Source organism: Streptococcus oralis (assembly GCF_019334565.1).
In the GTDB taxonomy this organism is placed as follows: domain Bacteria; phylum Bacillota; class Bacilli; order Lactobacillales; family Streptococcaceae; genus Streptococcus; species Streptococcus oralis_CR.
The window spans coordinates 637,416-663,934 of sequence record NZ_CP079724.1 but is presented as its reverse complement, the minus strand read 5'-3'; the positions used below and the strand labels follow the sequence as shown (position 1 = coordinate 663,934).

Below are 26,519 nucleotides of genomic sequence, written 5' to 3'. Positions count from 1 at the left end.
CTTTAAGTATAGTGTACACATACGAACAACTTCTCTTTTAAACAAACAGAAAGAAACATTGTACAAAACATTCCATTTATTTATAAGTTTGATACACCTTAATAATTATCCAAACTATTTTATATAAGTAAAACTCAGAAGAAATCTAGTAATAGTCATATCCCATCCTGATAAATAGTTTAATTTAGCATATTTCATTATTCTGAACCATAAAAAAAGACCAGGGGGTTATCCCTGATCTTTCTTTACTGTACTTATTGGCTACTAAATGAGATTAGTCTTCTTTTCTTCGTTTAGTTGCTACAAGACCTGCACCTAAAGCTAGAAGAGCTAAACCTGCTGCTAATGCAGCTTGTCCAGATTCACTTCCAGTGTTTGGTAGGTTAGGATTTTCTGGTTCAGTTTGGTCCGTTACTACTAACTTACCATCCTTGAACTCAACCTGATTTCCACTAGCATTTACCACTGTTACAGTTCCGTCGTAGTTAACTTGGAATGTAATATCTGTTACTGCTAAGTATCCAGTTGGAGCGGCTTCTTCATGGAAAGTATATACTCCCGGAGTCAAATCAAGTACATGTGATTGATTGGCTTTTGAAGTCCATTCAGCCACAGGATTACCTGCAACTTTTTCTCCTCGGAAAATTTGGATTTTTGCACCCGCGATTTCTTCACCCGCTAGATTTACCTTGCTAAAGGTAATCTTACGTGGAAGGTCATCGTCTTTATCCGTTACTGTTACAGTTGAGCCGTTGGTTACGACCTTGTTTTCTTCACCTTTAGAGTCCTTTTCACCAACATTTGTCACTTCCACTGTGCCGTCATGTTTGACTTGGAAAGTGATGTCGGTTACTTTGAGGTAGCCTGTTGGAGCTGCTTCCTCATGGAAGGTGTAAGTGCCAGGTGCCAAGTTCAAGTCTTTAGACTTACCAGCTTCTGAAGTCCAGCTTTCTACGGCTGTACCTTCTGCCTTGTCGCCCTTGTAGATCTTGATTTGTGCACCAGCGATTTCTGTTCCACCAAGGCTAACCTTGCTGAAGGTAATCTTACGTGGAAGGTCATCGTCTTTATCGGTTACAGTTACTGTTGAGCCGTTGGTTACGACTTTGTTCTCTTCACCTTTAGAGTCTTTTTCACCAACATTTGTCACTTCCACTGTGCCGTCATGTTTGACTTGGAAAGTGATATCGGTTACTTTGAGGTAGCCTGTTGGAGCTGCTTCCTCATGGAAGGTGTAAGTACCTGGGGCCAAGTTGAGATCTTTAGACTTACCAGCTTCTGAAGTCCAGCTTTCTACGGCTGTGCCTTCTGCCTTATCGCCTTTGTAGATCTTAATCTCTGCACCAGCGATTTCTGTTCCACCAAGGCTAACCTTGCTGAAGGTAATCTTACGTGGAAGGTCATCGTCTTTGTCGGTTACAGTTACTGTTGAACCGTTGGTTACAACCTTGTTTTCTTCACCCTTAGAGTCTTTTTCTCCAACGTTGGTCACTTCCACTGTGCCGTCATGTTTGACTTTAAAAGTGATATCCGTTACTTTGAGGTAGCCTGTTGGGGCTGCTTCCTCATGGAAGGTGTAAGTGCCCGGAGCCAAGTTGAGATCTTTAGACTTACCAGCTTCTGAAGTCCAGCTTTCTACGGCTGTGCCTTCTGCTTTATCGCCCTTGTAGATCTTGATTTGAGCGCCTGCGATTTCTGTTCCACCAAGGCTAACCTTGCTGAAGGTAATCTTACGTGGAAGGTCATCGTCTTTATCGGTTACAGTTACTGTTGAGCCGTTGGTTACGACTTTGTTTTCTTCACCTTTAGAGTCTTTTTCACCAACATTTGTCACTTCCACTGTGCCATCATGTTTGACTTGGAAAGTGATGTCCGTTACTTTGAGGTAACCAGTTGGAGCGGCTTCCTCATGGAAGGTGTAAGTACCTGGGGCCAAGTTCAAGTCTTTAGACTTACCAGCTTCTGAAGTCCAGCTTTCTACGGCTGTGCCTTCTGCCTTATCGCCCTTGTAGATCTTGATTTGAGCGCCTGCGAATTCTGTTCCACCAAGGCTAACCTTGCTAAAGGTAATCTTACGTGGAAGGTCATCGTCTTTATCGGTTACAGTTACAGTTGAGCCGTTGGTTACGACTTTGTTTTCTTCACCCTTAGAGTCTTTCTCACCAACATTTGTCACTTCCACTGTGCCATCATGTTTGACTTGGAAAGTGATGTCCGTTACTTTGAGGTAACCAGTTGGAGCGGCTTCCTCATGGAAGGTGTAAGTACCTGGGGCCAAGTTCAAGTCTTTAGACTTACCAGCTTCTGAAGTCCAGCTTTCTACGGCTGTGCCTTCTGCCTTATCGCCCTTGTAGATCTTGATTTGAGCACCTGCGATTTCTGTTCCACCAAGGTTAACTTTACTGAAAGTAATGGCTTTTGGACTATCATCGTCTTTATCAGTTACAGTTACAGTTGAACCGTTTGTAGCAACTTTGTTGTCTTCACCCTTAGAGTCTTTCTCGCCGACATTGGTTACTTCTACTGTTCCGTCAGTTTTCACTTTGAAAGTAATATCTGTTACTTTGAGGTAACCAGTTGGGGCGGCTTCCTCATGGAAAGTATAAGTACCTGGTGCCAAGTTCAAGTCTTTAGACTTACCAGCTTCTGAAGTCCAGCTTTCTACGGCTGTGCCTTCTGCCTTATCGCCCTTGTAGATCTTGATTTGAGCGCCTGCGATTTCTGTTCCACCAAGGTTAACTTTACTGAAAGTAATGGCTTTTGGACTATCATCGTCTTTATCAGTGACTTTGATTGTTGAACCATCGGTTACGACTGTATTGTCCTCGCCTTTAGCATCCTTAGTACCAACATTCGTCACTTTAACTGTTCCATCATAGTTAACTTGGAAAGTGATATCCGTTACTTTGAGGTATCCAGTTGGGGCTGCTTCCTCATGGAAGGTGTAAGTACCTGGGGCCAAGCTCAATTCTTTAGACTTACCAGCTTCTGAAGTCCAGCTTTCTACAGCTGTGCCTTCTGCCTTATCGCCTTTGAAGATCTTGATTTGTGCTCCTGCGATTTCAACCCCACCAAGACTAATTTTACTGAACGTGATTTTACGAGCTACATCGTCATCTTTATCAGTAACTGTCAGAGTTGAATTTTGGGCTACAACACGATTGTCTTCACCTTTAGAATCTTTTTCACCTACTTTTGTCACTTCAACAGTACCGTTAGGTTTAACTTGGAAAGTGATATCCGTTACTTTGAGGTAACCAGTTGGGGCTGCTTCCTCATGGAAAGTGTAGATGCCTGGTTCAAGATTCAGTTGCTTAGGTTGGTCAGTTGAAGTCCAGCTCTCTACAGCTGTGCCTTCTGCCTTGTCGCCCTTGTAGATCTTAATCTGTGCACCCGCGATTTCATTTCCTCCAAGATTGACTTTACTGAAGGTAATCGCCTTTGGAGTTGTATCCTCTTTGTCAGTGATTGACAAAACAGAACCAGTTGTTACGACAGTATCTGTTGTACCTTTTTTGACTATTGTAATAGAACCATCAGCATTGACCGTGAAGGTAACATCATCAACATACTGATACCCATCTGGAGCAACGGACTCTGTTAGAGTATAGGTACCAGGAGCTAATTTAATCACTTTAGAAGTATTAGCTTCTGTTGTCCAGTCTGCTACAGGTGGAGCTTCTGGTCTTACACGATCTCCGCTGTAGATTTTAAGTTCGGCACCTGGGATTTCTTTCCCATTTGGATCCACCTTTTTGAAAGTAATCTCTTTCTCAGTTGGTGTCTTTGGAGGTGTCTTCTTATTTTCAATTCGACGTTCTACAGATTTATCTGAGCCAAACTCATCTGGAGAAATTTTAATATCTTCAGTTAGTTTGTCATAGCCAAAAGGAGCCGTTACTTCACGAATTGTATAGTTGTCTCGCAACAATTTACCTACACTAGCGTTACCATCAGGACCTGTTGTCAATCGTCCAACAACAGCTTGGTTACGATCACGAATCACTTCAAAAACTGCACCTTGCAAAGGTTGGCCTGCTTCGTTTACCTTATGAATTTTAATGGTGAAAACATATCCTTCCGCAACACCACCTGCAATCTGGTAGGTACGTGTGCTGGTTGATTGTTCATTCTCACTTCCATTGTAGCTCATGTTGGCTACGTTCGTGATTTCCTCACCATCGACTAGATCATAATTCGCTTTAGCTCGATACTCGATCATATAACCAAAACCATTAGTATCTCCTAAAGGAAGGGTGAAACCATCACCATTCGCATTTACCACTAGTTGGTTTTTAAAGGTTTCAGTCATATCCTGAGCATCGGACCATTTCCAGTCTCCGTTATTCCAGCTCCAGTTTACTTTATAAATACGAAAAGTATCCGGTAGGAATGTCATATTTGGAGAAGAGAAAGCATCTTTGATAGTGACATCACTGTAGTTCGCCATATTGCGGTTTACAGTAATGTTATAACGGATTACATTTTTCTCGTCATCCTTGTATTGGAAGGAACTCTTTTCAATTTTAGAGTCGTATTTCCCTGGAGGGCCGTTATAACGGATTTTCCCTGCAAATAGAACTCTATGTCCTACAGTAATGTTGACATCAACGTCTTTTTCTTCTGAAACAACGTCATGGTCAACTCGGACATAGACAAAGAATTTCCCCCTAACGCCAGAATTATTCTCAACAAACTTTGTGTAAGTTAGAGTAATTGTTTTGCTAGTGGAATCTAGATGTCCAGTAGCTACAAGATTGTTAGAAGCATCTCGTAATTCAATGTCTGAAGAGTTTGAAAATGTAATCTCTGAAGGCAATTGAAGTGTTGTTGTATCACCTTCATGCACCGTATTATCTGGCAAAACAAAATCTGCAGTAAGACGGAATTCTTGCCAAATATCCAACCCTTGCGTTAAAGCTTCACCAGATCTGTTTTCAACACCAACACTAGTGATAACATCATTATACTCTGCCGCACGTACTTGCGTAAGAGGAGCAAATGATTGGAGAATAACTCCCAAACAAAGAATAAGGATCTGAATCCAAGATCTTATTTTCTTGTTCATTTAATCTTCCTTTCTTATAATATTCAGTTGTAAATGTACAATGTAATAGTAAACTAAATGATTGTCCCCAACTAATCACCATTCTCCTTTTTCAAGCGAAAATTATTAGCCACATTACATCCACATTTTATCATACTATGAAGAAAAAGGCTAGAACTATCAAGCAAATTTTTATAAAAAATATCCAATTTTTTCTTACCGATTGAAATCGACTTTTTCACATCCGTATATTAACCGCTTTGTGTCTTTTCTTCTCCTGTCATCGAAACAAAATCTGGTATATTTTACCGCCATTTTTTAAAAAATAAGTTCACCTCGTTTTGGATACCAGATAGTGTTTTTATCATTTTGGTTATCTGATTTCACAAACGTTAAATTGCTCTTTAGAGAATACTTCTACCCATTAAAAAGACCAGGATTCCCTGGTCTTTCTGAGATACATTTAGAAGAAATACTGATTCATTCTAGTCTTCTTTTTTACCTTTAGTGGCCACTAGACCTGCACTCAAACCAAGAAGAGCTAAACCTGCTGCTAGAGCTGCTTGACTTGCTGCACTTCCTGTATTTGGTAACTGTTCTTCTTGAGCTTGACTAGCTTCACTTGAGGAGATTTCTTTTGTATCTGCTTTTTCTGATACTTGTGGTTTTGTAGATTCTTGAGGTACTGGTTTAGTTGTTTCACTAGCCGTACCTACTTCTACAATGCGATCTTGAGCCATGACTTTATCATAGCTTTCTTTTTCAGTTCGCTTGCCATTTTCAACTTCGATTAAGTGAACACGGATACCTTTTTGACCTTCTTGGAGAACACGAATTTGACCTACTGGAAGCTGATCATTCTTTTGTTCCTGAACCTTGAAATCAATTGTTTCTTCTTCGATTACAAGTTCTGGTCTGTTAAGGACTAGGTTCTTCACTTCATCTTCTGGAAGAGAAGTTCCTGGTTTAGTGCCAACTTCTACTATACGATCTTGAGCAGCGACTTTATCGTAAGTTTCTTTAAGCTGACGTTTTCCATTTTCTACTTCAATCAAGTGAAGACGAATACCTTTTTGACCTTCTTGTAGGACACGAGTTTCTCCTAGATACAACTTATCAGACTTACGCTCCTGAACCTTGAAGTCGATGGTTTCTTCTTCGACTATAAGTTCGGGTCTGTCGAGGACAAGGTTCTTCACTTCGTCTTCTGGAAGAGAGGTTCCTGGTTTTGTTCCGACCAAGACGATGCGGTCTGTCGGAGCCTCTACCACTTCACGGAGTTTTTCTTCCTTACTTCCACTAGGATTAACCACTGTGAAGATCCGTTCCTTACCAACTTTTCCTTCTTGTTCTACACGAGTTTCTCCTAGATACAGCGTTGAATCCTTTTTCTCAACTGTCTTGTAGGCCAAATCGTTTTCAACAAATTCGAGTTTTGGAAGTTCTTCTTGTACAGCAGCAACAGTCTTCTCAGAAACTGGTTTTTCCTTAGTCAACTGGATACGGTATTCCTTGACTTGTTTTCCACTTTCTGAAACAAGACGAACAAGTACTGGAAGGCTATCGTCTCCGCTATCTACAACTGTTGAAGCTACTTGATTGCTTTCTTCGACTGAGACTTTTGGACGTTGACCTTTATAGGTGATTTGGTAGTCTTGACGATCTTCAGCGAAGTCAGGAAGCTCTTTTCCATCTACAAGAATTTTTGATTGGGTACTTTCTTGAGGTAATTCACTCGGTGCAAGGAAGGTCATCTCAATCATCGCAACACCCTTCTTATCCGCTTTGCGCTCCATACGCCATCTCATGGCTTTGGCTTTGACAGCTTTAAATGTTACGTTGATTTCATCACCAGCTGCGATGTCTTTATCCGCACGATAAGGCACAGCTTCCCAATTTTCTGGATTATTGAATGGATGAGCTGCATCGTAGGCTTGGTAGTTAGAATAGTAGGTAGGAACTTCAAAATCTGGGCCAATATAGCGTTCCAAAACGAGTTTAGATGGGGCATCCGTACCACTATCTGCAAAGAAATGAAGTTTAGCTTGCGCAACAGTCCGTTCGACAATCTTACCATTTTCACGGAAGATTACACCCGCTGATACTTCTGGATTTGAAGATGGTGTTGGAGACCAGTTTGTCCAACGACGATTTTCTGAATGATTTCCGTCATTGAGATAGTCCACACGGTCATGGGAGTTTCTATCAATGTCGTTAGTGGCTGAAGCAAAGGCGCGGTTACTATTTTCATCATACTCTGGGTTATTTGAAAGAGCTTCACCAAGTTTGTCTGTCACTCGTACAGTGAACTCAGCAACAAGATCACTACCAAGAACACGGCCTCTTACAGTAAATTGACCTGCTTTTGTCAGATTTTCTGCTGGAACTTCTTCCCATTCAACTGCCAAGTCTTTTGTTTCGTAACCGTCTTTACCTGTGAAGTAAACAGGAACCTTAGTTGGCAATTCAAGCGGTTGCCCTACTTGTAGCAAGCGAGCTTGTTTGACCGCGGCAACTGGTTTACGAGAGAGCAAGTCTTTATTGCTTGTAAAGTGTAGACGGTATTCTCCTAGGATGTCGCCATTTTCAGCTTTCGCGATAACACGAACTGGCTCACCTTCACGAACACTTGGAACGACGGTAGCGAGACCATTGTTGCTAACACTTGCTGTTACTGCAGGAACTTTTCCATCTACAGACTCAAGATAGTAGTCTGTCAAATCTGGGTTAAAGTTTGCTAAGTCTTTACCGTCAACTTGGATTCTCGTTTGTCCTTGTTTAGCTGCCGCAACTTGTTTCGCAAAAATTTGTACTTCTGTGATAGACGTTCCCTTCTTGCTATCAAGTCGAACCATACGAATGCGAACCGCATAGGTCTCAACTTTATCAAAGCTGAAATGATTCATTTCTCCAGCTTTTAATTGAGCTGGTGCTTTGAGATTGCTTACCTCTTTCCAGTTTGCAGGATCATTAAAGGCATGGTTTTCCTCACCTACAAAGCTAGGGTTTTTAGGGGCTGTTGGAACGGTCTTACCGACATAATATTCAATCACATAAGACTTCGGTACACCAACTCCGTGGTCTTCGTGGAATCCGACACTTAGATTATCAACTGAACGTTTGCTCAAAATACCTGAGTCTCCGAATAGGACACCAACTGAAGCTTCTGGATTAGTACGGTTCCAGTTTGTCCAACGGTTAGCTGGGCGGTCATTAAAGGAAATCAATTTATCGTTGACGTTTGAAACAGGATCAGTTGGATTTGAGTCTGAAGCAAAGGCAAGTGGCAATTCTGAACCGGTCCATTGGTCAGAAATATTTGCCCCCTTCTCAGTTTGAGCAGATACGCGAACATGAAGTTTAGTTGTTAATTGCGTACCTTCTAGGCGACCATTAACTGTAAAGACACCTTCCTTGGCGTATTGGTCTGGACGAATCGCATCCCAAGTAACCTTAGCTGATGAAACGTGGCCATTTGAATCGTAGGTACGAACGCTTTCTGGTAATTGTGGTGCTTCTGCGATTGGGGTTGTCACACTAACTTCTTCAACTGAAACGATGCCTTCTACAGATACTTTAGCACGCGCTTCAAGATCCAGACCTTCAACTTTACCTAGAACTTCAAAGGTTTGATAGTGGTCGAGTTTTTCTTTTGGAATGGCTTGCCAAGTGACTTTGTGCGCTTTAGGGAAACCTTTGTCATACTCAACCGTTACTGTTGCTGGAAGAGTAGGTTCTTGATGCAAGTCTGTTACTACGTTTACTGGACGGATAGATTGGGCTACTTTTTTCTCAGTATTGGCCTGGATCGTAAGATCGATTTGACCTGTAGCCCCCTCATATTCTGCTTTGAGAGTGACTGTTCCTGGCTTATGCAACTCAAGCATTCCTTTACGAACTGCGACTTCCCCTTCACCACTTGTAGAGAAGGTCACCTTATCTGCTGGTAGAACTGCTTGTGTTCCGTCTTGATAGTGTGCAAGGACAGACAATTTCACTGTTTGGTCTTCTTTAAGACCGTCAGCTTGCTCTACTTGTAAGCTCAAGTGGTCAATTTTTGGTGCTTCTTCAAGGAATTGAATTGCATATGTTTGAAGAGGTCCACCATCTTTTGGTTGAACATAGATGCTTGCACGCATGCCGTTTGCTGCACTTGCTTGGACTACAGTAACATCCGCATTTTCAGCACTTGCTACAACTTCTGGCAAGGATGCACCGTAAGCAAGAGTTCGATATTGCATTGGATTTTGAGTAGTAAGACCAGTGACAGATTCGCCACCAACCGTTACATTTGGTACTGCAGGAGCCGCAGGATTACCTTCTTCTACCACAAGGGTAGCGTGAATAGTCTCACCACCCAGTTGACCAGTCATTTGAATACGTGATCCTGCAACTGACAGTTTAGCTTTATCTGCTTCCGAAATCTCCCACTTATCAACTTCGTATTCTTGTACGCTTCCATCCGTAACAGCAATAGAAACGTATTTATCAACAGCGCTCAAGTCTGTTCCTGGGGCAACACGTTTAACAGTTGGTAGTTCTTTCGCAATTGCTAGAACTTCTACACGAGCCTCAACTTCACGTCCGTCTGCCATACCTTTAACAGTCACAACTCCTGCTTGGCTCACATCAACTGAAGACCAGGTTACTGGACGTTTTTCACGACTGCCATCACTGTAGATAAAACCGACTGTCTTCGGCATTTTTGGCTCTTTTTCAATAACAGTACGTACTTTTGGTACTTCTGTTCCGAGAACGGTCTTTTCTTGGTCTTCTTTTTTACCAGTAAAGACCGTTACTTGACCAGATTTCAAGAGATCTGAATGGGCTGTTAGAGTGAATTTACCTGCTTGCTCAGTTGATTTAACAATGGCAACCCCTTTACCGTTAAAGGCTCTGCGGATCCAAGAACCATCAGGTTGTGCCTTGTAGCGTTCACGGCTGGCTTGTTCCCCATTATCAACACCAACCAGTTGACCTTGTCCATGCAATTGGAAACGAACCAAATTATTGGCAGTTGGTACCACATTTCCTTCACTATCTACGATTTCGTAGTAGATGTAGGTCAAGTCTTTTCCATCTGCTGCGATTGCGTGTTCTTCCTTGACGAGGCGAACACCTGCTGGTTGGCCTGCCGTCGTGATCTTATCACGTGCAATTTCTTTTCCAGCTTCATCGCGAGCTACAGCTTCTAAAGTACCTGGTTGGTACGCAACCTTCCATTCAAGATAGAGTTCCTTAGCATTGGCACCTTCTTGGTAAGTGCGGCCATCACTGGTTTGTTTCTTGTTGAACTTCTTAACTCCAAGAGATTGACCATTTAAGAACAATTCTACACTTGCAGCGTTTGAGTAAGCTCGAACTGGGATTTTTCCGTCTGAATCTTCAACTTTCGATGCCAATTCTCTATTTTCCCAGTTCCAGTGAGGAAGAAGGTGTACCATCGGTTTCTTCTTGGCAGAAACCCATTGGCTTTGGTAGAGATAAAAGTCATGTTTTGGAATACCTGCTGTATCTACGATACCAAAGTAAGAGCTCTTAACGGGAGTTTGGTTTTGGTTGTGCCATGGTGTAGGTTCACCGATATAGTCCGTACCTGTCCAGATAAACTGTCCAGCATAGCCAGCGTTGTCACGGTCAAATGTCCATGAATCTGTTGCCGTTTTACCCCAGCCAACTCGGTCATTACCATAGTCAGACTGTTCGTAATGGCGCTCAGGTCCGTTACTATGTTTCAATTCCTGTTCAGGGCGATAGTAACTTCCACGTGTACGGGTAGCTGAAGATGTTTCAGAACCGTAAATCAACCAGTTTGGATGTTTCGCACGAAGTTTCTTGTAGTTGTCTTCTGAATAGTTGAAACCAACTGCATCCAGTTCATTAGCAATTTTCTCATGATCACCGCTACCATCACCAAAGCGGAACTTATCTGCTCCCATAGTAACATAACGTGTAGTATCAACATCTTTAATCACTTTTACTAAGCGTTTAACCGTTGCAAGAGAGTGAGCATTACCGTTAGCTTCACCGATTTCATTCCCGATAGACCACATGAAGACAGCTGGGTTATTTTTATCTCTTTCAACCATGGTACGAAGATCGTAGTCAGACCATTTTTCACCTTTTCTAGCTTCTGGGTGAGTAGCGTCTTTTTCAAAGAAACGTCCGTAGTCATAAGGTTTCTTACCACCATACCACGTATCAAAGGCCTCTTCCTGAACCAGCAAACCAAGTTCTGCTGCGATTTGCAAGGTCTGTGGACTTGCAGGGTTATGAGTTGTACGGATGGCGTTAACGCCCATCTCCTTCATTTGTTTGAGACGACGGTATTCTGCCTTATAGTTTTCTTCTGCTCCAAGCGCTCCGTGGTCATGGTGTAAGGAAACACCATGGAATTTAATGCGTTCACCATTCAAAGAGAATCCTTCATTTGGAGTCCAATGATAGTAACGGTAACCAAACAGATCCTTCTTAGCATCCACCAATTGACCATCACGGTAAACACGCGTAATCAATTCGTACAAGGCAGGTTTGTCATTTAAAACGGTCCAGAGTTTTGGTTGTTCAACTTCTAAAATAGCATCAAGACTTGTTGATTCATGTGCTTTCAAGGTACGACTCGCTGTACGAACCAAGCCTGTTACAGCCTGACCACCACGTTCAACGATTTGATACTCTGCCACCAATTCATGGTCTTTATCGTCTGTATTAACGATTTTGCTGGTCACATGCGTTTCAACCTTGCCATGTTGCTGTTGTTCTAGCTTTGGTGTTAAGATGGTTGTCCCATTCTTCTCAACATGAACTTTATCTGTCATTTGCAAGGTCACATCACGGTAGATACCGCTACCAGAGTACCAGCGGCTACTTGGTTGTTTGTTAACCGCATGGACAGCAATCACATTCTCACGACCATCTTTGTGGAGGTATTTAGTAATATCGTAAGAGAACTGGTTATAACCATTTGGATAATGTCCCACTAACTGGCCATTGACATAGACTTGAGAATCCATGTAGACCCCATCAAAGGTCAAACGAACATTCTTCTTGAGATCTTTTTCATCAAGTTTAAAGGTCTTACGATACCAAGCTTCACCACCATTGAGCTGTCCACCTTCGTTTTGGGCAGGTGATTGATGGTCAAAATCGTTAAAGATACTCCAGTCGTGTGGTAGATCCAATTTTTGCCATGACGAAACATCTGCATCTGGTTTCACAGCTTCTTTGGAGTTTGCATTGAGTTTAAAGTGCCAATTTTGATTAAAATTCACTTTTCTGTCTTCAATCATTTGATTTACTTCTTCATTTGTCGCAGCCTTCAAATCTTCCTTAACAGGTTTTTCTTGACTTGAAGCTTGAGATTCTACCTTTGGTGCTGTTTCTTCAGGTTTTAGAGATGCTTTCTCCTCTTTTGGAACTACAGGTTCCTCTTCTTTCACCTCTGGTTTGCTTGCTTCAATGGGAGCAGCTTGACTTTGGTCGACACTTGCAGCATCCTTGTGCTCTGCTACAGTTTGATCTCCTTTTTCCTCCACTGCCGGACTTTCCTCTTTTGCTTGTTCCACAGTGTGGGCGATAGAAGTTTCATCCGCGAAAACTGGTGATTCTCCAATGACACTTCCTCCAAATAGAACCGCACAGGTTCCAATCATGACAGAGCAAGCGCCTACGGCAAACTTACGAATGCTGTAGACTCTTTTACGATTCCAATGGCCTTTTTCCATAAAATCCTCCTTTAGTAACCGCTTCCATTTGTTTGTAAGCGTATTACTTTTTCATAGCCTTTTACCCTTATTTTATAAAATAATATAGGAAATTTCAATACCCTAAACACAAAAAATCATATTTTTGATTGTTTTTTCTAAAATTTGTAGAAGACTCAAAAAAAGTGAATGTAGATTTAGAACAAAAACAAACAAATTTTTGACACTCAGTTAAATAGTATAAAAAAGTTCCTTTTGTAAGGAACTCCTTTTACTTATAATTAAAGATTCCCCCTGCCAACTTATCGGCTAATTTGGGGAAGAGGGTATAAAATTTATGGGCTAAATGGAGCAAGATTGGAAGATTAAGTTCCCGTTTGTTTTTTCCTATGATTTTGACAATCTTTCTAGCTACTGCATCTGGCTCGAGTAGGAAACGGTCAACCGATTTGAGGTAGCTCCCATCTGACGTCAAATGAGGATTTCCATTAGCAAAGCGTTCTGGGAAAATCTGATACCACACGGTATTTGAAATCCAACTAGGAACCTGACATCCATCAATTTCGTGAACATAAGGAAGTTTAAAGCCATTTCCTTCAGCATCCAAGTTTTCTTGAGTATGTTCCTTATCTACATAAAAATACCCTTACCCTCTTTATCAAGGAGTTCAAAGAGATACTGAATGCGTAAAAAACCAACAGAGACCGTAACCTGCCAATAATCAAGTAAGGTGTCTGAAGTTACTTTGGTCATTTCTTTCTTAGCTTCATACTTATCCTCAATGAAAATAAATGGATCTCCATAATGCAGAATAACCTTCTGAACATCATTTTTCTACGTTCTAATTCGGATATGTAGCTGACCTTCTTTGTAAAGATAAGCGTATTCTGATTCTGGTCTATGATAAATGGCTGTCAATTCCATATTTTATCTCCTAAATAGTCTACTATCATTTTAAGCAAACGTTTTAATAATCGCTGGTTCTAGTATACTTTTTACGGTTTAAATTGCAATACTTGGATAAATAGTTGAATAAATCCATCATATATTTTTAACTGGATTTAATTTCCATTTACCTCTTATAACTTGTTTTTTCTAGGGAAAGGGGTTCAGGATTTTTCTTAATCCAAGCAATAGCTAGCTGACACAGACGGTCTAGACTGCCTTCATCATCACTTTCTTTGCTATGAATTCGCGCAATGACTTGCTTGCTTTCTTCCAATTCTTGGTCTGAAAGGGGATTTCCCAGAGACAAGTATTGAGGGAGAGCTTGAAGCATTTTTCTATAGTCCCTGTCCCAGTTGGCCCCACCATTGCGATCCAGTTCGTCTCGAACTCGACCTGGTATACGGATAACTTCTCCCTGAACAGTTTTTGCTGCACCACTTGAAGGGATTAAGAAGGACCAAAGTTCCTCATATTGCTCCCCCCAAGTTCCTTCTTTGACTAAGATTGGTGCACTGCCATCATGGGTTATTCGTTTGGCTACTGGCTTGACATCAAACAAACCGTAAAGTTTGGCTAAACCTTTATCTGCTGCTTCTAGATAGTCAGGATTGATTCCTTCTCTATGAAATTCAAAATCCTTACCGATATTTTCGACCTTTTCTTTCATAGCTGGTGTTTTCTTAGCACCCGCATCCAGAAGCATAGAGGCGATTTCAGCTGTTTGGGCAATATAGATTCCCCGACAGACAGTAAGAACTAAGTCTAGTGGAGTCTGTCCCCTATCATTTTTAGAATTGACACTTGCCCCCTTTTCTAAAAGAAGCGCAACGGTCTTAGGATGAAAAAACTCAGCTGCCATGTGCAGAGGTGTATTTCCGTAAGTATTGCTTTTTTCAATATCTGCCCCCAATTCAAGCAAGAGTTTTACAGTATCTCTCCCCATGGTTGCCTGACGATATAAAGGAGTCGCTCCATAATAATCAGGGATATTGATATCTAAGCCCTGTTCGACAAGCCAAATAACCAGCTCATCAGGAACCCCACCAAAATGCAGGGCCGTACTTAAACTATATCTCCCGTCATGGGCAGTTAGCTCACACTTGTCATACACGGCCTTTAATTGATCAATATTGCCGTTAGTTAGTAGTTCATTAAAGTCCTTGGGTAAGGTAACTCTTTTCTTTTTTGCCATTTTTTACTCCTGTATCCATGATTCTATCTTTTTGTACCTAGATTGTACTCTAAGTATCTTCTAGAACTCTTTTATTTGTATTATACCCTAAAAGCTATGAATAGGCACGAATAAGCTTGATTTTAAACTTTAAAACACTCTTCTTTCAAGAAATTAAATCAAAAAACTATTCATTAAAGGAATAGCTTTTTTACTTATAATTAAAGGTTTCCCCAGCCAACTTATCTGCTAGCTTAGGGAAAAGAGTATAAAATTTATGGGCTAAATGGAGCAAGATTGGAAGATTAAGTTCCCGTTTGTTTTTTCCTATGATTTTGACAATCTTTCTAGCTACTGCATCTGGCTCGAGTAGGAAACGGTCAACCGATTTTAGATAACTGCCGTCTGGGTCAGCCTGGTCGAAAAACCCTGTACGGATAGGACCGGGATTAACCGTCGTCACATAGACACCATAAGGCATGAGTTCGAGCCGTAAAGCATTTGAAAAACCGATGGCCGCAAACTTGGTCGCTGAATAGAGACTAGACTTGCCAGTCGCTATCAACCCTGCCATGCTGACGATATTGATGATATGTCCTTTTCCCCTCTCCTTCATGAAAGCTCCAAGACGACGAGACAGATTCATCAAAGCAAAGGTGTTAACCTCAAACATCTGATGAATATCTTGATCTGAAATCTTGTCAAAATCCTCAAAAATCCCGTAACCAGCGTTATTAATCAAAACATCAATCTTACCATAACGCTGATAGAGTTCAGCCACTAGTTCTTCTAAGGCTTGAGCATCGGTAATATCAATCTCAATCAATTCTGCCTGAGGATGATTTCCGTATAGCTGAACTAGTTTTTCCTTATTTCTACCTAGCAAAATGAGTTGATCTTGAGGCAAGAGTTTGATCATTTCTTGGGCTAGACCTCCGCTAGCTCCTGTTATAAGAATCGTACGCATCCTTATCCTTTCTCAATCTTCTAGATTTCCACTTCTTCCAAGTCTTTGACCACATGGACGTTTTCAAAAATCGTTGCAGCATCTTTCTTAAGCTGGCTGATATCTTTTGAGAGGAAACGAGCACTGATATGATTTAGTAGGAGGCGTTTGGCACCTGCTTCTGCTGCTACTTGTGCTGCCTGCATATTGGTTGAGTGACCGTGATTGCGAGCAATTTTTTCATCTCCCTTACCATAAGTCGACTCGTGAACCAAGACATCGGCATTGACAGCTAGACGCACACTGGCATTGGTTTTTCGGGTATCACCCAGAATGGTGATAATCTTACCTGGACGTGGCGCTGAGATATAATCAGCAGCCTTGATTTTAGTGCCGTCTTCTAGGACAACATCCTGACCGTTTTTGATTTTTCCAAAAAGCGGGCCGAACGGAACACCAGCAGCCTTGAGTTTTTCAGCATCTAAGGTTCCTTCTAAGTCCTTTTGCATGACACGATAACCAACACAGAAAATAGTGTGGTCCAACTCCTCTGCATACACTGTGAATTTATCGGTCTCAAGGATTTTCCCTAGAGAATCTTGGTCAAATTCATGGAAATGAATCTTATAGGGCAGACGTGAACCTGACACTCGTAGACTGGTCAAGACAAATGACTTGATCCCTTGCGGTCCATAGATGTCCAAATCTGTCTGCTCTTCATTGGCCTGAAAGGCACGACTAGAAAGGAATCCTGGCAAGCCAAAGATATGATCTCCATGCAGGTGAGTGATAAAGATTTTGCTGACCTTCCGTGGTCGAATCGTGGTTTCCAGAATGCGATTTTGCGTTCCTTCTCCACAGTCAAAGAGCCAAACTTCGTTAATCTCATCCAAGAGTTTCAGGGCGAGACTTGAAACGTTGCGGGCTTTAGAGGGCTGACCAGCCCCTGTTCCTAAAAATTGAATATCCATTCGATACTTTCTAATTAATCAATATATAACATGGCTGTGCGGTTTTCCGATCGGAAATAGCGACTGCCAGAAAAAGCAACAGCTTCTTGCAGTAAATCCTCTTGACTGTAGCCTTTGAGACGTTTACGACCATCCGCCAAGCTTTCCAAATCAGTCAAAGCTGTGAGACTCTCCACACTAACAACTTCCTCTTCTCCGGCATCCTTCATGTAAATCTTTCCAGACTCTTCAAAGACGAGTTGATGGGGGAAAATTTGCGCAATTTCAAAAAGTAAGTCATCCGAGATTACCTCTTCATTTTCAGAGAAAATCCGTCCAAGACCTTCTTCCTCATAGCAAAAGCCAAAGGATTTGCCAGATAAATTAAGACGAATAAAAGGCTTATTTTCAAAGGTGAAACTTGGTTCAACATTGTAGAGGTTCAGTTCCTGACTGAGTTCTGAAAAATAATCCGTCGCAGCTTCAGGACTCTTTTTCTGGTAGAGTTCAGCAAAGTAGGCATTAACGACACTCGGAGGAGGTGTGATGAGAGCCAACTGCTCTTGCTCTGTTTTGCTAGCTAGAAGCTGATCTAGATAGACCTTATCCAGACTTGTATAACCTCCATACTTTAGAGCCAACGTTTTAATATCAGTCATAAAATTCCTCTAACCTCCATTTATTTTTCTCAGAAATGTAGCCTGTAATCACTTCCCCGTCATCTTGATAGTCACGATCCTCCAGAATCGCTACATTTTCTAAATCATGAATCTTGTAAGACTTTGAAAAAGGCACGCGCAGGGTAAAGGGTTCGAAAATATCCTTGATTTTCTCCAAAAACAATGCTTGCAGCTGCTCACGACTATCCTCAGACTTGGCAGAAATGAGGGCATACGGCGTTTGGGTAGGCATGAAATCCTCCACTAAATCCGCTTTATTGTAAAGGGTCAGGCGAGGAATATCCTCCATGTCCAAATCTTTCATGATAGACAGAACCGTTTTTTCGTGCTCCTCGTGGTAAGGATTGCTGGCATCAATGACATGAACCAGAAGGTCCACATGCTTGCTTTCTTCCAAGGTTGACTTGAAACTGGACACCAACTCAGTCGGCAAATCTTGGATAAAGCCAACGGTATCAGTCAAGGTAACCTGTAGATTGCCTCCAAGATGGATACTCTTTGTCGTCGCATCCAGGGTCGCAAACAGCTCGTCTGCTTCATACTGGGTCTTGCTGGTCAAGGTGTTCATGATGGTTGATTTCCCAGCATTGGTGTAGCCAATCAGACCAATTTTAAAGGTGCTCGACTCCAGACGTTTTTCTCTGACTGTCGCCCGATTTTTCTCAACCACCTTGAGCTGGCGCTCGATATCTGTGATTTGATTACGAACACTACGACGGTTCAGTTCCAGCTGGCTTTCACCTGGACCACGAGAACCAATTCCCCCTGCCTGACGGCTAAGCATGATCCCCTGACCAACCAAGCGAGGTAAGAGATATTTGAGCTGGGCTAGGTGGACTTGGAGTTTCCCTTCATGGCTTCGAGCCCGCATGGCAAAGATATCCAAAATCAACTGCATACGGTCAATGACCTTGACACCTAGAACTTCTTCTAGATTGACATTTTGCCGTGGAGTCAAGCGATTATTGACGATGACAGTAGTAATTTCTTCTGCATCCACCATTCGAGCGATTTCTTCCAACTTACCAGAGCCAACAAAAGTCTTGGAATCATATTTTTCCCGTTTTTGTCTGTAACTATCTACAACGACTGCCCCAGCTGTCTTAGCCAGACTGGCCAATTCTTCCATAGAGAGGTCAAAATTGTCCATGCCCTGCAATTCCACACCGATGAGCAGGACTCGTTCCTCTTTTTTCTCCGTTTCAATCATCTAAAAACTCCTCAATCTGGCTTAAAATACGGTTTTGAACTCCAGACTCTCCTATCTGATAAAAGGTCACCTGCATACGATTACGGAACCAGGTCAGCTGACGCTTGGCAAAACGGCGGGTCGCCTGCTTGAGACTCTCGCTCGCTTCCTCAAGAGTTTGCTCCCCACGGAAATAAGGAAAGAGTTCCTTGTAGCCAATGCCTTTGGCAGCCTGCGCATCTGGATAATGGTCAAAGAGCCACTTGGCCTCATCCAAAAGACCAGCCTCAAACATCAGATCTACTCGGCGATTGATACGCTCATAAAGCTGACTGCGTTCATCATTCAAGCAGATAATCAAAGGTTCATAAGGACTTTCCTGATTTTCCAAATCCTGACCAAAATGGGCAATTTCCAAGGTGCGCATGGCACGACGACGATTAAACTGAGGAATATCAAGACCTGCTTGCTCCACCAAATGGGCTAATTCCTCATCTGAATAAGGCTCCAAACTAGCCCGATAAGCTACAATCTCCTCATGAGGTGTTTCCCCACCTAGATGATAGCCTTCCAGCAAGCTCTGGATATAAAGTCCAGTTCCACCAGCGATAATGGCTAGCTTGCCACGGCTTTGAATATCCTCAATAGCCTTCTTAGCTTCTGAAACAAAATCAAAAGCCGAGTAAGACTCGGTCACCTCTCTGACATCAATCAAATGATGAGGAACAGCTACTTGCTCCTCTGGGCTAACCTTGGCCGTCCCAATATCCAACCCTCTGTATACTTGCTGACTGTCACCACTAACCACCTCTCCACCAAAGCGCTTGGCCACTTCAATAGCAAGGGCTGTCTTCCCAACAGCAGTCGGTCCAACAATCACAATTATTTTTGTTTTCATCTTTTTTCCTTGAAAAATTTCCATTTTTTCGTTACTATTATTATATCACAAAAAGGTCAGTCAGAAAAATGCTACCACTTGGGGAGCCTGGCTGATCGGGAAGATAAAGGAGGAAGACTCATGGCTAAAGGATTCGCTAAAGGTCTTGTAACAGGTGTCGCAGGAACTGTCGCTGCCGTTGCAGGTGCAGTATACGCAATTAAAAAGAAAGTGATTGAGCCAGAAGAGCAAAAAGCAGCTTTCATCGAAGAAAACCGCAAAAAAGCAGCTCGCCGCCGCGTATCACATTAAGCAACAAAAGAAGTTGGGGATAAACTTAATTTGAGGAGAATACCCAATAAATATTTCCACAATAAAACACATAGTATCAGGTATTCAAAAAACTGATACTATGTGTTTTTTGATTTCGACGACTTTTAACCCATACTTTATAATTAAAAAGTAGAAATCGAATTGATAAATAAAGTATGAATCTATATTACGAAAGTTAGACAGAAAATTTCATGATTGAGGTGTAAATTAAATATGTTTGCTACTATTCTTTACTTATATTATTCATAAAAAGGCAATATTGAATCTATTAAATTTACAATATCAGATTTTGTAATAACGTATATATACACAATGACGTTAACTGTCATCCAAATGCAAACAATTCGCGTACTAATAATTTTACAAATGAACGAGACATACTTTCCTCTTTTTATTGATTGTCACTGAGACAAATTAATTACTTTGTCGTATTGTGCAAGTGTCTCCTCATCATAATGGTGGATTACCTCAACCAAGGTTTGTGGAAGGGTTAATAAGATATTTGAAATTTGTTTTGAATTCACTTTATCAAGATTGGCTTTAACCTCGTCTGCCAAAATCAGATCACTATCATGATACAAACTGCGAGCGATTTCTATACGTTGCTTTTCCCCACCAGAAAGATGATTTCCATAAAGAAGATGTCCCTTTAAAAATTCTAGATTTACTCGATTAAGAATCAGGTCCATCTTTATATTATCCATCGACTCTCCAAGGGTAATATTCTCCTCAAGTGATAAACCATCAAAAATATAGGAATCTTGTAAAATATAAGAAGCTGATTTGGCAACTTGCTCTTGATTTAAGATCTGACCAGCATAAGTCACCTTCCCCAAATCTGGAGATAGTTGCCCATAGATGAGGTTAAGTAAGGTTGACTTACCACAACCACTTGCACCTATTAGAGCAATTTTTTCTCCTTTTTTAATTTCAAATGATAGATTTTCAAAAAGTATATTATCTTCAAAACTTAAACTGACGCAATCAACTAAGATAGGAAAAAGTGATGTTGAAGACAGGTCATCTGTTTGTATAATCGCATCTTGAAGTAGAAAATCATAACGATTCCTAAGCTGCTTGCTTGATTTATAGGTATTGATAAAATATGACAATTCATTGAATTGATAGCCTATGTTATGAGATACTAGATAAATTGCAACAAAACTAGCTCCTGACAAATAATTATAATAAGTCATTATACCACCGATAATGATGGGAACTACCGAACAAAATGCGTCAATACTATTAATGAGAATATTATTAATCGTACGTTGTTGTTCATAACGAATGTCCTGATCAATTCTCTTCGACAAGGCTCTTCTGAAAAGAGAATAGAAGAAATCCATAGCACCGTAATTTTTAATCACACTCTCTCCACCAATGATATTCGTTGTCTGAGACAAGTACTCCTGATTCGACGTCGCTTTTTCCTCAGAAATAAGGGCTAATTTTTTACTACCTATACCACTACAGAGTGCAGGCATAGAGTAAAAAAAGATAAATATCCAGCCCAACCAAAAATTTGTTGTCAATGCATATACAATGGAAACTATTGTAAAACCAACTGAGGAAATAATAATGACTGCTGGTTCGAGATAAGACGTTTCTAATTGTTTGACATCGTTTTCAAGATTGGATAGGATATCCTCTTTTTTACTATTTTTATTATATAGAAAATGCTCAAACAATTTATATTTCGTGATCCAAGTGAAATCTGCTACTAACTTGGCATAATAATACCTTTTCCCAGCCAATCCAATAAGAATAAATAAATTACCAATTATACCTACAGTAAGGGCTATCCATAAATCATCCAGAATCTTCTTCTCAAAACTGGCTATAATCATCGATACCAAGGTTGGTGTGATGATAGCCTCTAACCACGTAATAGCAATGAAAATAAAATAGAGCACCAAATGTTTTTTTGTGATGAACTTTTTAAGCATATCTAATGAACCTTTCAAAATTGTTAACTAATTTTGTTAAACGCTCTTTATCCTTACTCAATTCAATAATTTTATAAATACAGTATTCCATTAAATCTTGTTTTTTACACTCAATAAATTTTCCTTCTTCAGAAATAATTGATGAATAGCCATCAATCATATTTGCGACACATTCCATGCACATTCCTCTACACCAACAATCTTTACACTTATAAAAGTTATCCTTATTATTGAATTGTGTAACTTTATCACTGCTATGGGTCCCCCAAAATCTAAAGCAAGATTTAGTTGATCCATCAACATCAAATGTTATTGTTGTTTCTGGATCAATATCATCACAAAACGATTCTATCTTACTTTTAAAAATCATTGAAAGTAGCACATCATAAACAATCGGGCTAATGTAGTTTTTAACATTATTATTGATAATATCTTCGAATGACTGATCGATAAATGTTTTTCTATTTTCTTCAGTCATTTCCATTTCTTTAACTATTAGAATTTTATTTTTGCTAAATACATTATTGATATTAAATCTAACACCCATATCAGTAAAATATCTATAGATATCCCCTTTTTGAAATCCAAGTATTTGATGCATCCGCGTGTAAGTAGAAGCGACTTCAAAATTTTCGTAATCTATTTCTTTTAAATACTGAATAAAATTCAATGTTCGTCTATGACTTCCCTTGCCTCTTAACTTATCGTGAATCAATTGTGGGCCATCAAGGCTAACTGTTAAAAAAGGATGATAATTGTTAATCATCATTTCAACTTTCTTATTTAGGATGGTACCATTTGTCACAGTTTCAATTTTTTGAATCTCAATATTTTTAGATAGCTTTTCAATAATATAAACAAACAAATCAATATTTAAAAACGGCTCGCCTCCAAAAAGGATTAATCTCTTTATACATTGAATTCTGCGAGAGACTAGCTGATCAATAATTTTATCTGCTGTATCAATATTCATCAGTTGATTCATCATTCCGTAATTACCACCATCAGCATAGCAGTATGTACATGAAAGATTACAGTTATTTGAAATATTGATTACTACTTTTTTTAAAATACTATAATCGTTTTCTTTTTTGATATTATTATTCAAATCATCTATAAAAATAAGATAGTCGTTACCGACCTCCACCACAAGAATGACTAGGGCCGCAATCATGAATAACATAGGCTGATTTATTGGCTAGTAATTCTTCCAAATCGATAATTTTGAGATTATCCATTTTATTGTCCTCCTTTATTTGATGATATGATTATATCATTCAATAGTTCAGTCACAATTTCTTTCCCATATCTGCTTGACGACTGTCCTCCCCTAAAACTTTTTTTAAATGTCCTTCATAAATCTTTGCTAAGTGGTTACTGCCTGCTAATTTTATTGCTCCAATACATTTTTTCATTTCAATAATTGCAATCTTATTTCCGTTTTTTTGATAGCGATAAAGGTTTTGAGCATAGAGAAAAATGAGTCTTTCATAAATTTCTGTCTCGATAAAAAAGCATTGTTTCAATTGTTTTTCAAAATACAAAGCATCCATAAACTTTTTCTTTTCAATACAGGTAATATAAGCATTAAGCAACATGGTTGAAATCAGGCGTCGATTAATAGGAATTTCTTTATAAAAATCTGATCGTCTAGACATTTCTCTTGCTAAAACCATAAAAACATCATGTTTTAGAACATCCAAAGTATTCATGAAAATCAACAATTCATAATATCCCCAATATTCAACACCAAATAGATAATCGGTTAAATCATCCAAATCTGTTTCATTATAGTATTTTTCTCCCGATAAATCCTGAAGGCGAATTTTAACTAAAATGGTATTTATATGATGAAATTTCTCTCGTTTTCCTTCATTTTCCATTTGAGATATCAACAATCTCTTCATCCCTTCAATGTCGCGAGTCGTTACACATTTCCTAACCTGAGCTAATAGTTCATTTAGTTCATCACGATGAAAATCATGAACGGCATACATAAATTCATCAATTGGCATGTTAATTTCATTTAGAATATGTATAAACTTTGAAATGGTTAAATCCGTTTCTCCTTTTTCGAAACGTGAAAGCTGAGATGTTGATATACCAGCCTTCGTGAGATCCTTTAACCGCAATCCTCTTGATTCTCTAAACTTTTTAAAAATTTCTCCAAAATTTTTCATTCTGAACCTCCATCACGCATATATGGGAATATATTTTATTCACCCCAATAATAACATATAATAAAAAAAAAAAAAGTGAGGATTACACATGAAAAAACAAAAAATATTACCACTCCTACTCTTTTTACTAGAAGGAATTATTATTATCGGAGTTGGATAATCTTAATTTCTAAGGAGAGTTTTGCCTAGACTGCTCATCGATAAGTACTGCTGAGCGCCGGCTTATAGTTTGGAGGCAGGTAATGTACGTAACAGTCAGGTATTGCCTGCCCTCTTTAGCTAGATAGAAAACATCAAACTTTCTTACATTATCGCGAATTCCAGTTACAAAACTCCCATTAAACTTAAGTTCTTACTGAATTAAGACATCACTCCTATCTCTCCTTACACTCGTCCTAACAGACAGAAGGATATGCTTAGTCCGAAAAAGTTTAACTATAGTCAGCACAATGACTCCTATACCTGTCTTAAAAAGGCTTTTCGCTAGACCACTACAGTTGACGAAAAGCCTGCTTTTGCAGATTATAAATTTGAACTTTATCCTCATAAATTACAACATAAGAAAACACCTCATAAGTTAGATTTTTCTGTCTAACTTATGAGGTGTTAGTCATAGAAGGATATTTACATTTTTCTTAAATAGCCAAATCAAACTTCAGTTGTGGCTTGACTGGATCATAGTCAACTAACTCAAAGTCCTCCGCTCTGATATCAAAGAAATTGGTCCCATCAGGAACATTTAAAACCAAGCGTGGTTGGCAGTTTGATGGCTCACGGCGGAGCAATTCCTCTGCTTGTTCAAACTGATTATCATAGATATGAAGGTTGTTGATGAAGTAGAAGAACTTCCCAACCTTCCATCCGAAATGCTTGGCAATCATCATTTGAAGAGCCACATACTGCATAGCATTGATGTGGTGGGCCACCAGCATATCATTCGAACGCTGGGTCAAGGTCGCATCCAGATAGATGTCCCCATCAACCCGACGGACATCAAACATGGTCTGAAAGGCGCATGGAAGAAGACCATCTGTCTCCTCAAAAGCTTGGTAATCCCAGAGCGAGATGATATTTCGACGGTTCCAAGGGTTGGCTTCCAATTGTTTGAGAATCTTATTGATGATGTCATGTTTCTTAACGACCGCCCCATAGCGCTCACCAATGGTTCCCGTATCTCCCACTTCCCAGTCATTCCAGTAGTGAACATTGTACTTATCATTGAGAACTTCTAGACTATTAGACTGATCTTGGTAAATCCAGAGTACTTCCTTGATGGCGGATTTGATCGCAATGGGACGCAAGGTTATGATGGGAAATTCCCCTTTAGACAAATCATACTCCGCAAAGGCACCCGTTACGTACTTGGAGTTGGCAACAGTCCCATCCTTGTACTTGGGACGTGCTTGTTCAGAAAAGACGCCGTCTTTGAGGATTCGTTCAATATTCTCTTTAAAAATCGTATCTGCTTTTGTCATTTACTCTCACCTCATTTATAGTCTTAACTAGTATAGCATAAAAAAAGAAAGGAGGAAAATCACTAGCTTTAAAGTAGTGTTTTTCTCCTTTTATTATCTTATTGCAATACAAGTGATGCTGCTCCGATAACTCCAGCGTCATTTCCTAGAGTTGCAAGAGCTAGTTTAGTTGTTGTGCGTACTTGTGGGAAGGTATTTTCGTCATAAACCTTTTGAACACCTTGTAGAAGGAATTCTCCCGCAGCTGACACCCCACCACCGATAACGATTGTTGAAGGGTTGAGGATAGAGCCGATGTTGGCACAAGCGATTCCCAAGTAACGTGAGAAGTTACGGTAAACGATCAAGGCAAGGTCGTCCCCTTCTTTTGCAAGGTCAAAGACAGTTTTGGCTGTTACTTCTTCACCGTCGTCGATCAAGCGTTTCAAAGCCGCATCGCCTTCGTATTCATCTGCATAACGACGTGTCAAGTTGACAATCCCTGTTGCAGAAGCAACTGTCTCAAGACAGCCTTTCTTACCACAAGTACAAGCGATTGGTTGGTCAAAGTCAACAGTGATATGACCAAGTTCTCCTGCCGCACCAGCGACACCGTGAAGCAATTTGCCTTCTGCCACGATACCACCACCAACACCAGTACCAAGTGTCATAAAGACAACGTCTGGTTGGTTTTCACCAGCACCCATCCAGCGCTCACCAAGAGCAGCTACGTTGGCATCATTATCAATGAAGAATGGAATCCCCAAGGCTTTTTCAATCTTTTCTTTAATCGGTTGAAGGGTTTTCCAGTTTAGGTTGTAGGCACCGATAACAGTTCCTTTTTCACGGTCTACCACACCAGGTGATCCCATTCCAATACCTCGGAAATCCGTAGCTGACAATCCAAGCAAGTCCAAACGATGTTGAATAGACTCGATCATATCATCTACGATATGGCTTCCTTCGTCCAAAATATTGGTCTTGATAGACCATTTTTCTTGGATTTCTCCCTCTTGAGTTAAAATTGCAAACTTAATAGATGTTCCACCAAGGTCAATCCCAATAATCTTTTGACTCATCGTCTTCTCCTTTTTA

The 26,519-nt window shown here is 40.2% G+C and carries 15 protein-coding genes and 2 pseudogenes; 1 reads left to right on the top strand and 16 read right to left on the bottom strand.

Features of this window, described 5'->3' with window-relative positions; translation table 11 throughout:
• Positions 1–274: 274 nt before the first annotated feature.
• From KX728_RS03355 to miaA, 10 genes and pseudogenes are all read right to left on the bottom strand, one after another.
• Complete coding sequence (locus KX728_RS03355) at positions 275–5,068, bottom strand: SpaA isopeptide-forming pilin-related protein (protein ID WP_219108673.1); 4,794 nt, start codon at positions 5,066–5,068, stop codon at positions 275–277.
• A 464-nt stretch (positions 5,069–5,532) separates the two neighbouring features.
• A complete protein-coding gene (bgaA, locus tag KX728_RS03350) occupies positions 5,533–12,771 on the bottom strand; it encodes an LPXTG-anchored adhesin/beta-galactosidase BgaA (protein ID WP_215804825.1) in 7,239 nt (2,412 codons plus the stop codon).
• Between the two features lie 250 nt (positions 12,772–13,021).
• A pseudogene (locus KX728_RS03345) lies at positions 13,022–13,216 on the bottom strand (SDR family NAD(P)-dependent oxidoreductase); the annotation flags it as partial.
• Positions 13,208–13,674, bottom strand: a pseudogene (locus KX728_RS03340) (alpha amylase N-terminal ig-like domain-containing protein); the annotation flags it as partial. The pseudogenes KX728_RS03345 and KX728_RS03340, both read right to left, overlap by 9 nt.
• Before the next feature lie 148 nt (positions 13,675–13,822).
• Positions 13,823–14,890 carry an ankyrin repeat domain-containing protein gene (locus KX728_RS03335; RefSeq protein ID WP_215804826.1) on the bottom strand — a complete coding sequence of 356 codons (1,068 nt, stop codon included), beginning with the start codon at positions 14,888–14,890 and terminating at the stop codon, positions 13,823–13,825.
• Positions 14,891–15,080: 190 nt separating this feature from the next.
• Positions 15,081–15,836 carry an SDR family NAD(P)-dependent oxidoreductase gene (locus KX728_RS03330; protein ID WP_215804827.1) on the bottom strand — a complete coding sequence of 252 codons (756 nt, stop codon included), beginning with the start codon at positions 15,834–15,836 and terminating at the stop codon, positions 15,081–15,083.
• A gap of 20 nt (positions 15,837–15,856) precedes the next feature.
• Positions 15,857–16,786: a ribonuclease Z gene (rnz, locus tag KX728_RS03325; protein WP_215804828.1), complete on the bottom strand. Its 930-nt coding sequence runs from the start codon at positions 16,784–16,786 to the stop codon at positions 15,857–15,859.
• Positions 16,787–16,800: 14 nt separating this feature from the next.
• Positions 16,801–17,424, bottom strand: a complete 624-nt coding sequence (locus KX728_RS03320) for a cystathionine beta-lyase (protein WP_215804829.1) — start codon at positions 17,422–17,424, stop codon at positions 16,801–16,803.
• Complete coding sequence (gene hflX / locus KX728_RS03315) at positions 17,417–18,655, bottom strand: GTPase HflX (RefSeq protein ID WP_215804830.1); 1,239 nt, start codon at positions 18,653–18,655, stop codon at positions 17,417–17,419. Before hflX ends, KX728_RS03320 begins: the two co-directional genes overlap by 8 nt.
• Positions 18,648–19,532 carry a tRNA (adenosine(37)-N6)-dimethylallyltransferase MiaA gene (miaA, locus tag KX728_RS03310; RefSeq protein WP_215804831.1) on the bottom strand — a complete coding sequence of 295 codons (885 nt, stop codon included), beginning with the start codon at positions 19,530–19,532 and terminating at the stop codon, positions 18,648–18,650. The genes hflX and miaA overlap by 8 nt, the downstream gene beginning before the upstream one ends.
• Before the next feature lie 120 nt (positions 19,533–19,652).
• Here miaA and KX728_RS03305 point away from each other — a divergent pair, with 120 nt between their 5' ends.
• On the top strand, positions 19,653–19,823 hold the full coding sequence (locus KX728_RS03305) for a DUF3042 family protein (protein ID WP_001051782.1): 171 nt from the start codon (positions 19,653–19,655) through the stop codon (positions 19,821–19,823).
• Between the two features lie 422 nt (positions 19,824–20,245).
• Here KX728_RS03305 and gggC read toward each other — a convergent pair whose 3' ends face one another.
• From gggC to KX728_RS03280, 6 genes are all read right to left on the bottom strand, one after another.
• On the bottom strand, positions 20,246–21,790 hold the full coding sequence (gene gggC, locus KX728_RS03300; RefSeq protein ID WP_061428084.1) for a streptosactin export ABC transporter GggC: 1,545 nt from the start codon (positions 21,788–21,790) through the stop codon (positions 20,246–20,248).
• Positions 21,783–22,964, bottom strand: coding sequence for a streptosactin maturase GggB (gggB, locus tag KX728_RS03295; protein WP_434223055.1), 1,182 nt, complete (start codon positions 22,962–22,964; stop codon positions 21,783–21,785). Before gggB ends, gggC begins: the two co-directional genes overlap by 8 nt.
• On the bottom strand, positions 22,924–23,028 hold the full coding sequence (gene gggA / locus KX728_RS09450; RefSeq protein WP_000369345.1) for a streptosactin: 105 nt from the start codon (positions 23,026–23,028) through the stop codon (positions 22,924–22,926). Before gggA ends, gggB begins: the two co-directional genes overlap by 41 nt.
• A 51-nt stretch (positions 23,029–23,079) precedes the next feature.
• On the bottom strand, positions 23,080–23,970 hold the full coding sequence (locus KX728_RS03290; protein ID WP_061420652.1) for a helix-turn-helix domain-containing protein: 891 nt from the start codon (positions 23,968–23,970) through the stop codon (positions 23,080–23,082).
• A gap of 635 nt (positions 23,971–24,605) precedes the next feature.
• Complete coding sequence (locus tag KX728_RS03285) at positions 24,606–25,445, bottom strand: thymidylate synthase (protein WP_215804832.1); 840 nt, start codon at positions 25,443–25,445, stop codon at positions 24,606–24,608.
• Between the two features lie 98 nt (positions 25,446–25,543).
• Positions 25,544–26,503 (bottom strand): ROK family glucokinase, encoded by a 960-nt coding sequence (locus tag KX728_RS03280; RefSeq protein ID WP_049484369.1) that lies wholly within the window; start codon positions 26,501–26,503, stop codon positions 25,544–25,546.
• Positions 26,504–26,519 lie beyond the last annotated feature (16 nt).

Bases quoted from the DNA above. Each gene is read 5' to 3' on its own strand.
- KX728_RS03355 (WP_219108673.1), bottom strand. From the start codon at position 5,068: ATGAACAAGAAAATAAGATCTTGGATTCAGATCCTTATTCTTTGTTTG.
- bgaA (WP_215804825.1), bottom strand. From the start codon at position 12,771: ATGGAAAAAGGCCATTGGAATCGTAAAAGAGTCTACAGCATTCGTAAG.
- KX728_RS03335 (WP_215804826.1), bottom strand. From the start codon at position 14,890: ATGGCAAAAAAGAAAAGAGTTACCTTACCCAAGGACTTTAATGAACTA.
- KX728_RS03330 (WP_215804827.1), bottom strand. From the start codon at position 15,836: ATGCGTACGATTCTTATAACAGGAGCTAGCGGAGGTCTAGCCCAAGAA.
- rnz (WP_215804828.1), bottom strand. From the start codon at position 16,786: ATGGATATTCAATTTTTAGGAACAGGGGCTGGTCAGCCCTCTAAAGCC.
- KX728_RS03320 (WP_215804829.1), bottom strand. From the start codon at position 17,424: ATGACTGATATTAAAACGTTGGCTCTAAAGTATGGAGGTTATACAAGT.
- hflX (WP_215804830.1), bottom strand. From the start codon at position 18,655: ATGATTGAAACGGAGAAAAAAGAGGAACGAGTCCTGCTCATCGGTGTG.
- miaA (WP_215804831.1), bottom strand. From the start codon at position 19,532: ATGAAAACAAAAATAATTGTGATTGTTGGACCGACTGCTGTTGGGAAG.
- KX728_RS03305 (WP_001051782.1), top strand. From the start codon at position 19,653: ATGGCTAAAGGATTCGCTAAAGGTCTTGTAACAGGTGTCGCAGGAACT.
- gggC (WP_061428084.1), bottom strand. From the start codon at position 21,790: ATGCTTAAAAAGTTCATCACAAAAAAACATTTGGTGCTCTATTTTATT.
- gggB (WP_434223055.1), bottom strand. From the start codon at position 22,964: ATGATTGCGGCCCTAGTCATTCTTGTGGTGGAGGTCGGTAACGACTAT.
- gggA (WP_000369345.1), bottom strand. From the start codon at position 23,028: ATGGATAATCTCAAAATTATCGATTTGGAAGAATTACTAGCCAATAAA.
- KX728_RS03290 (WP_061420652.1), bottom strand. From the start codon at position 23,970: ATGAAAAATTTTGGAGAAATTTTTAAAAAGTTTAGAGAATCAAGAGGA.
- KX728_RS03285 (WP_215804832.1), bottom strand. From the start codon at position 25,445: ATGACAAAAGCAGATACGATTTTTAAAGAGAATATTGAACGAATCCTC.
- KX728_RS03280 (WP_049484369.1), bottom strand. From the start codon at position 26,503: ATGAGTCAAAAGATTATTGGGATTGACCTTGGTGGAACATCTATTAAG.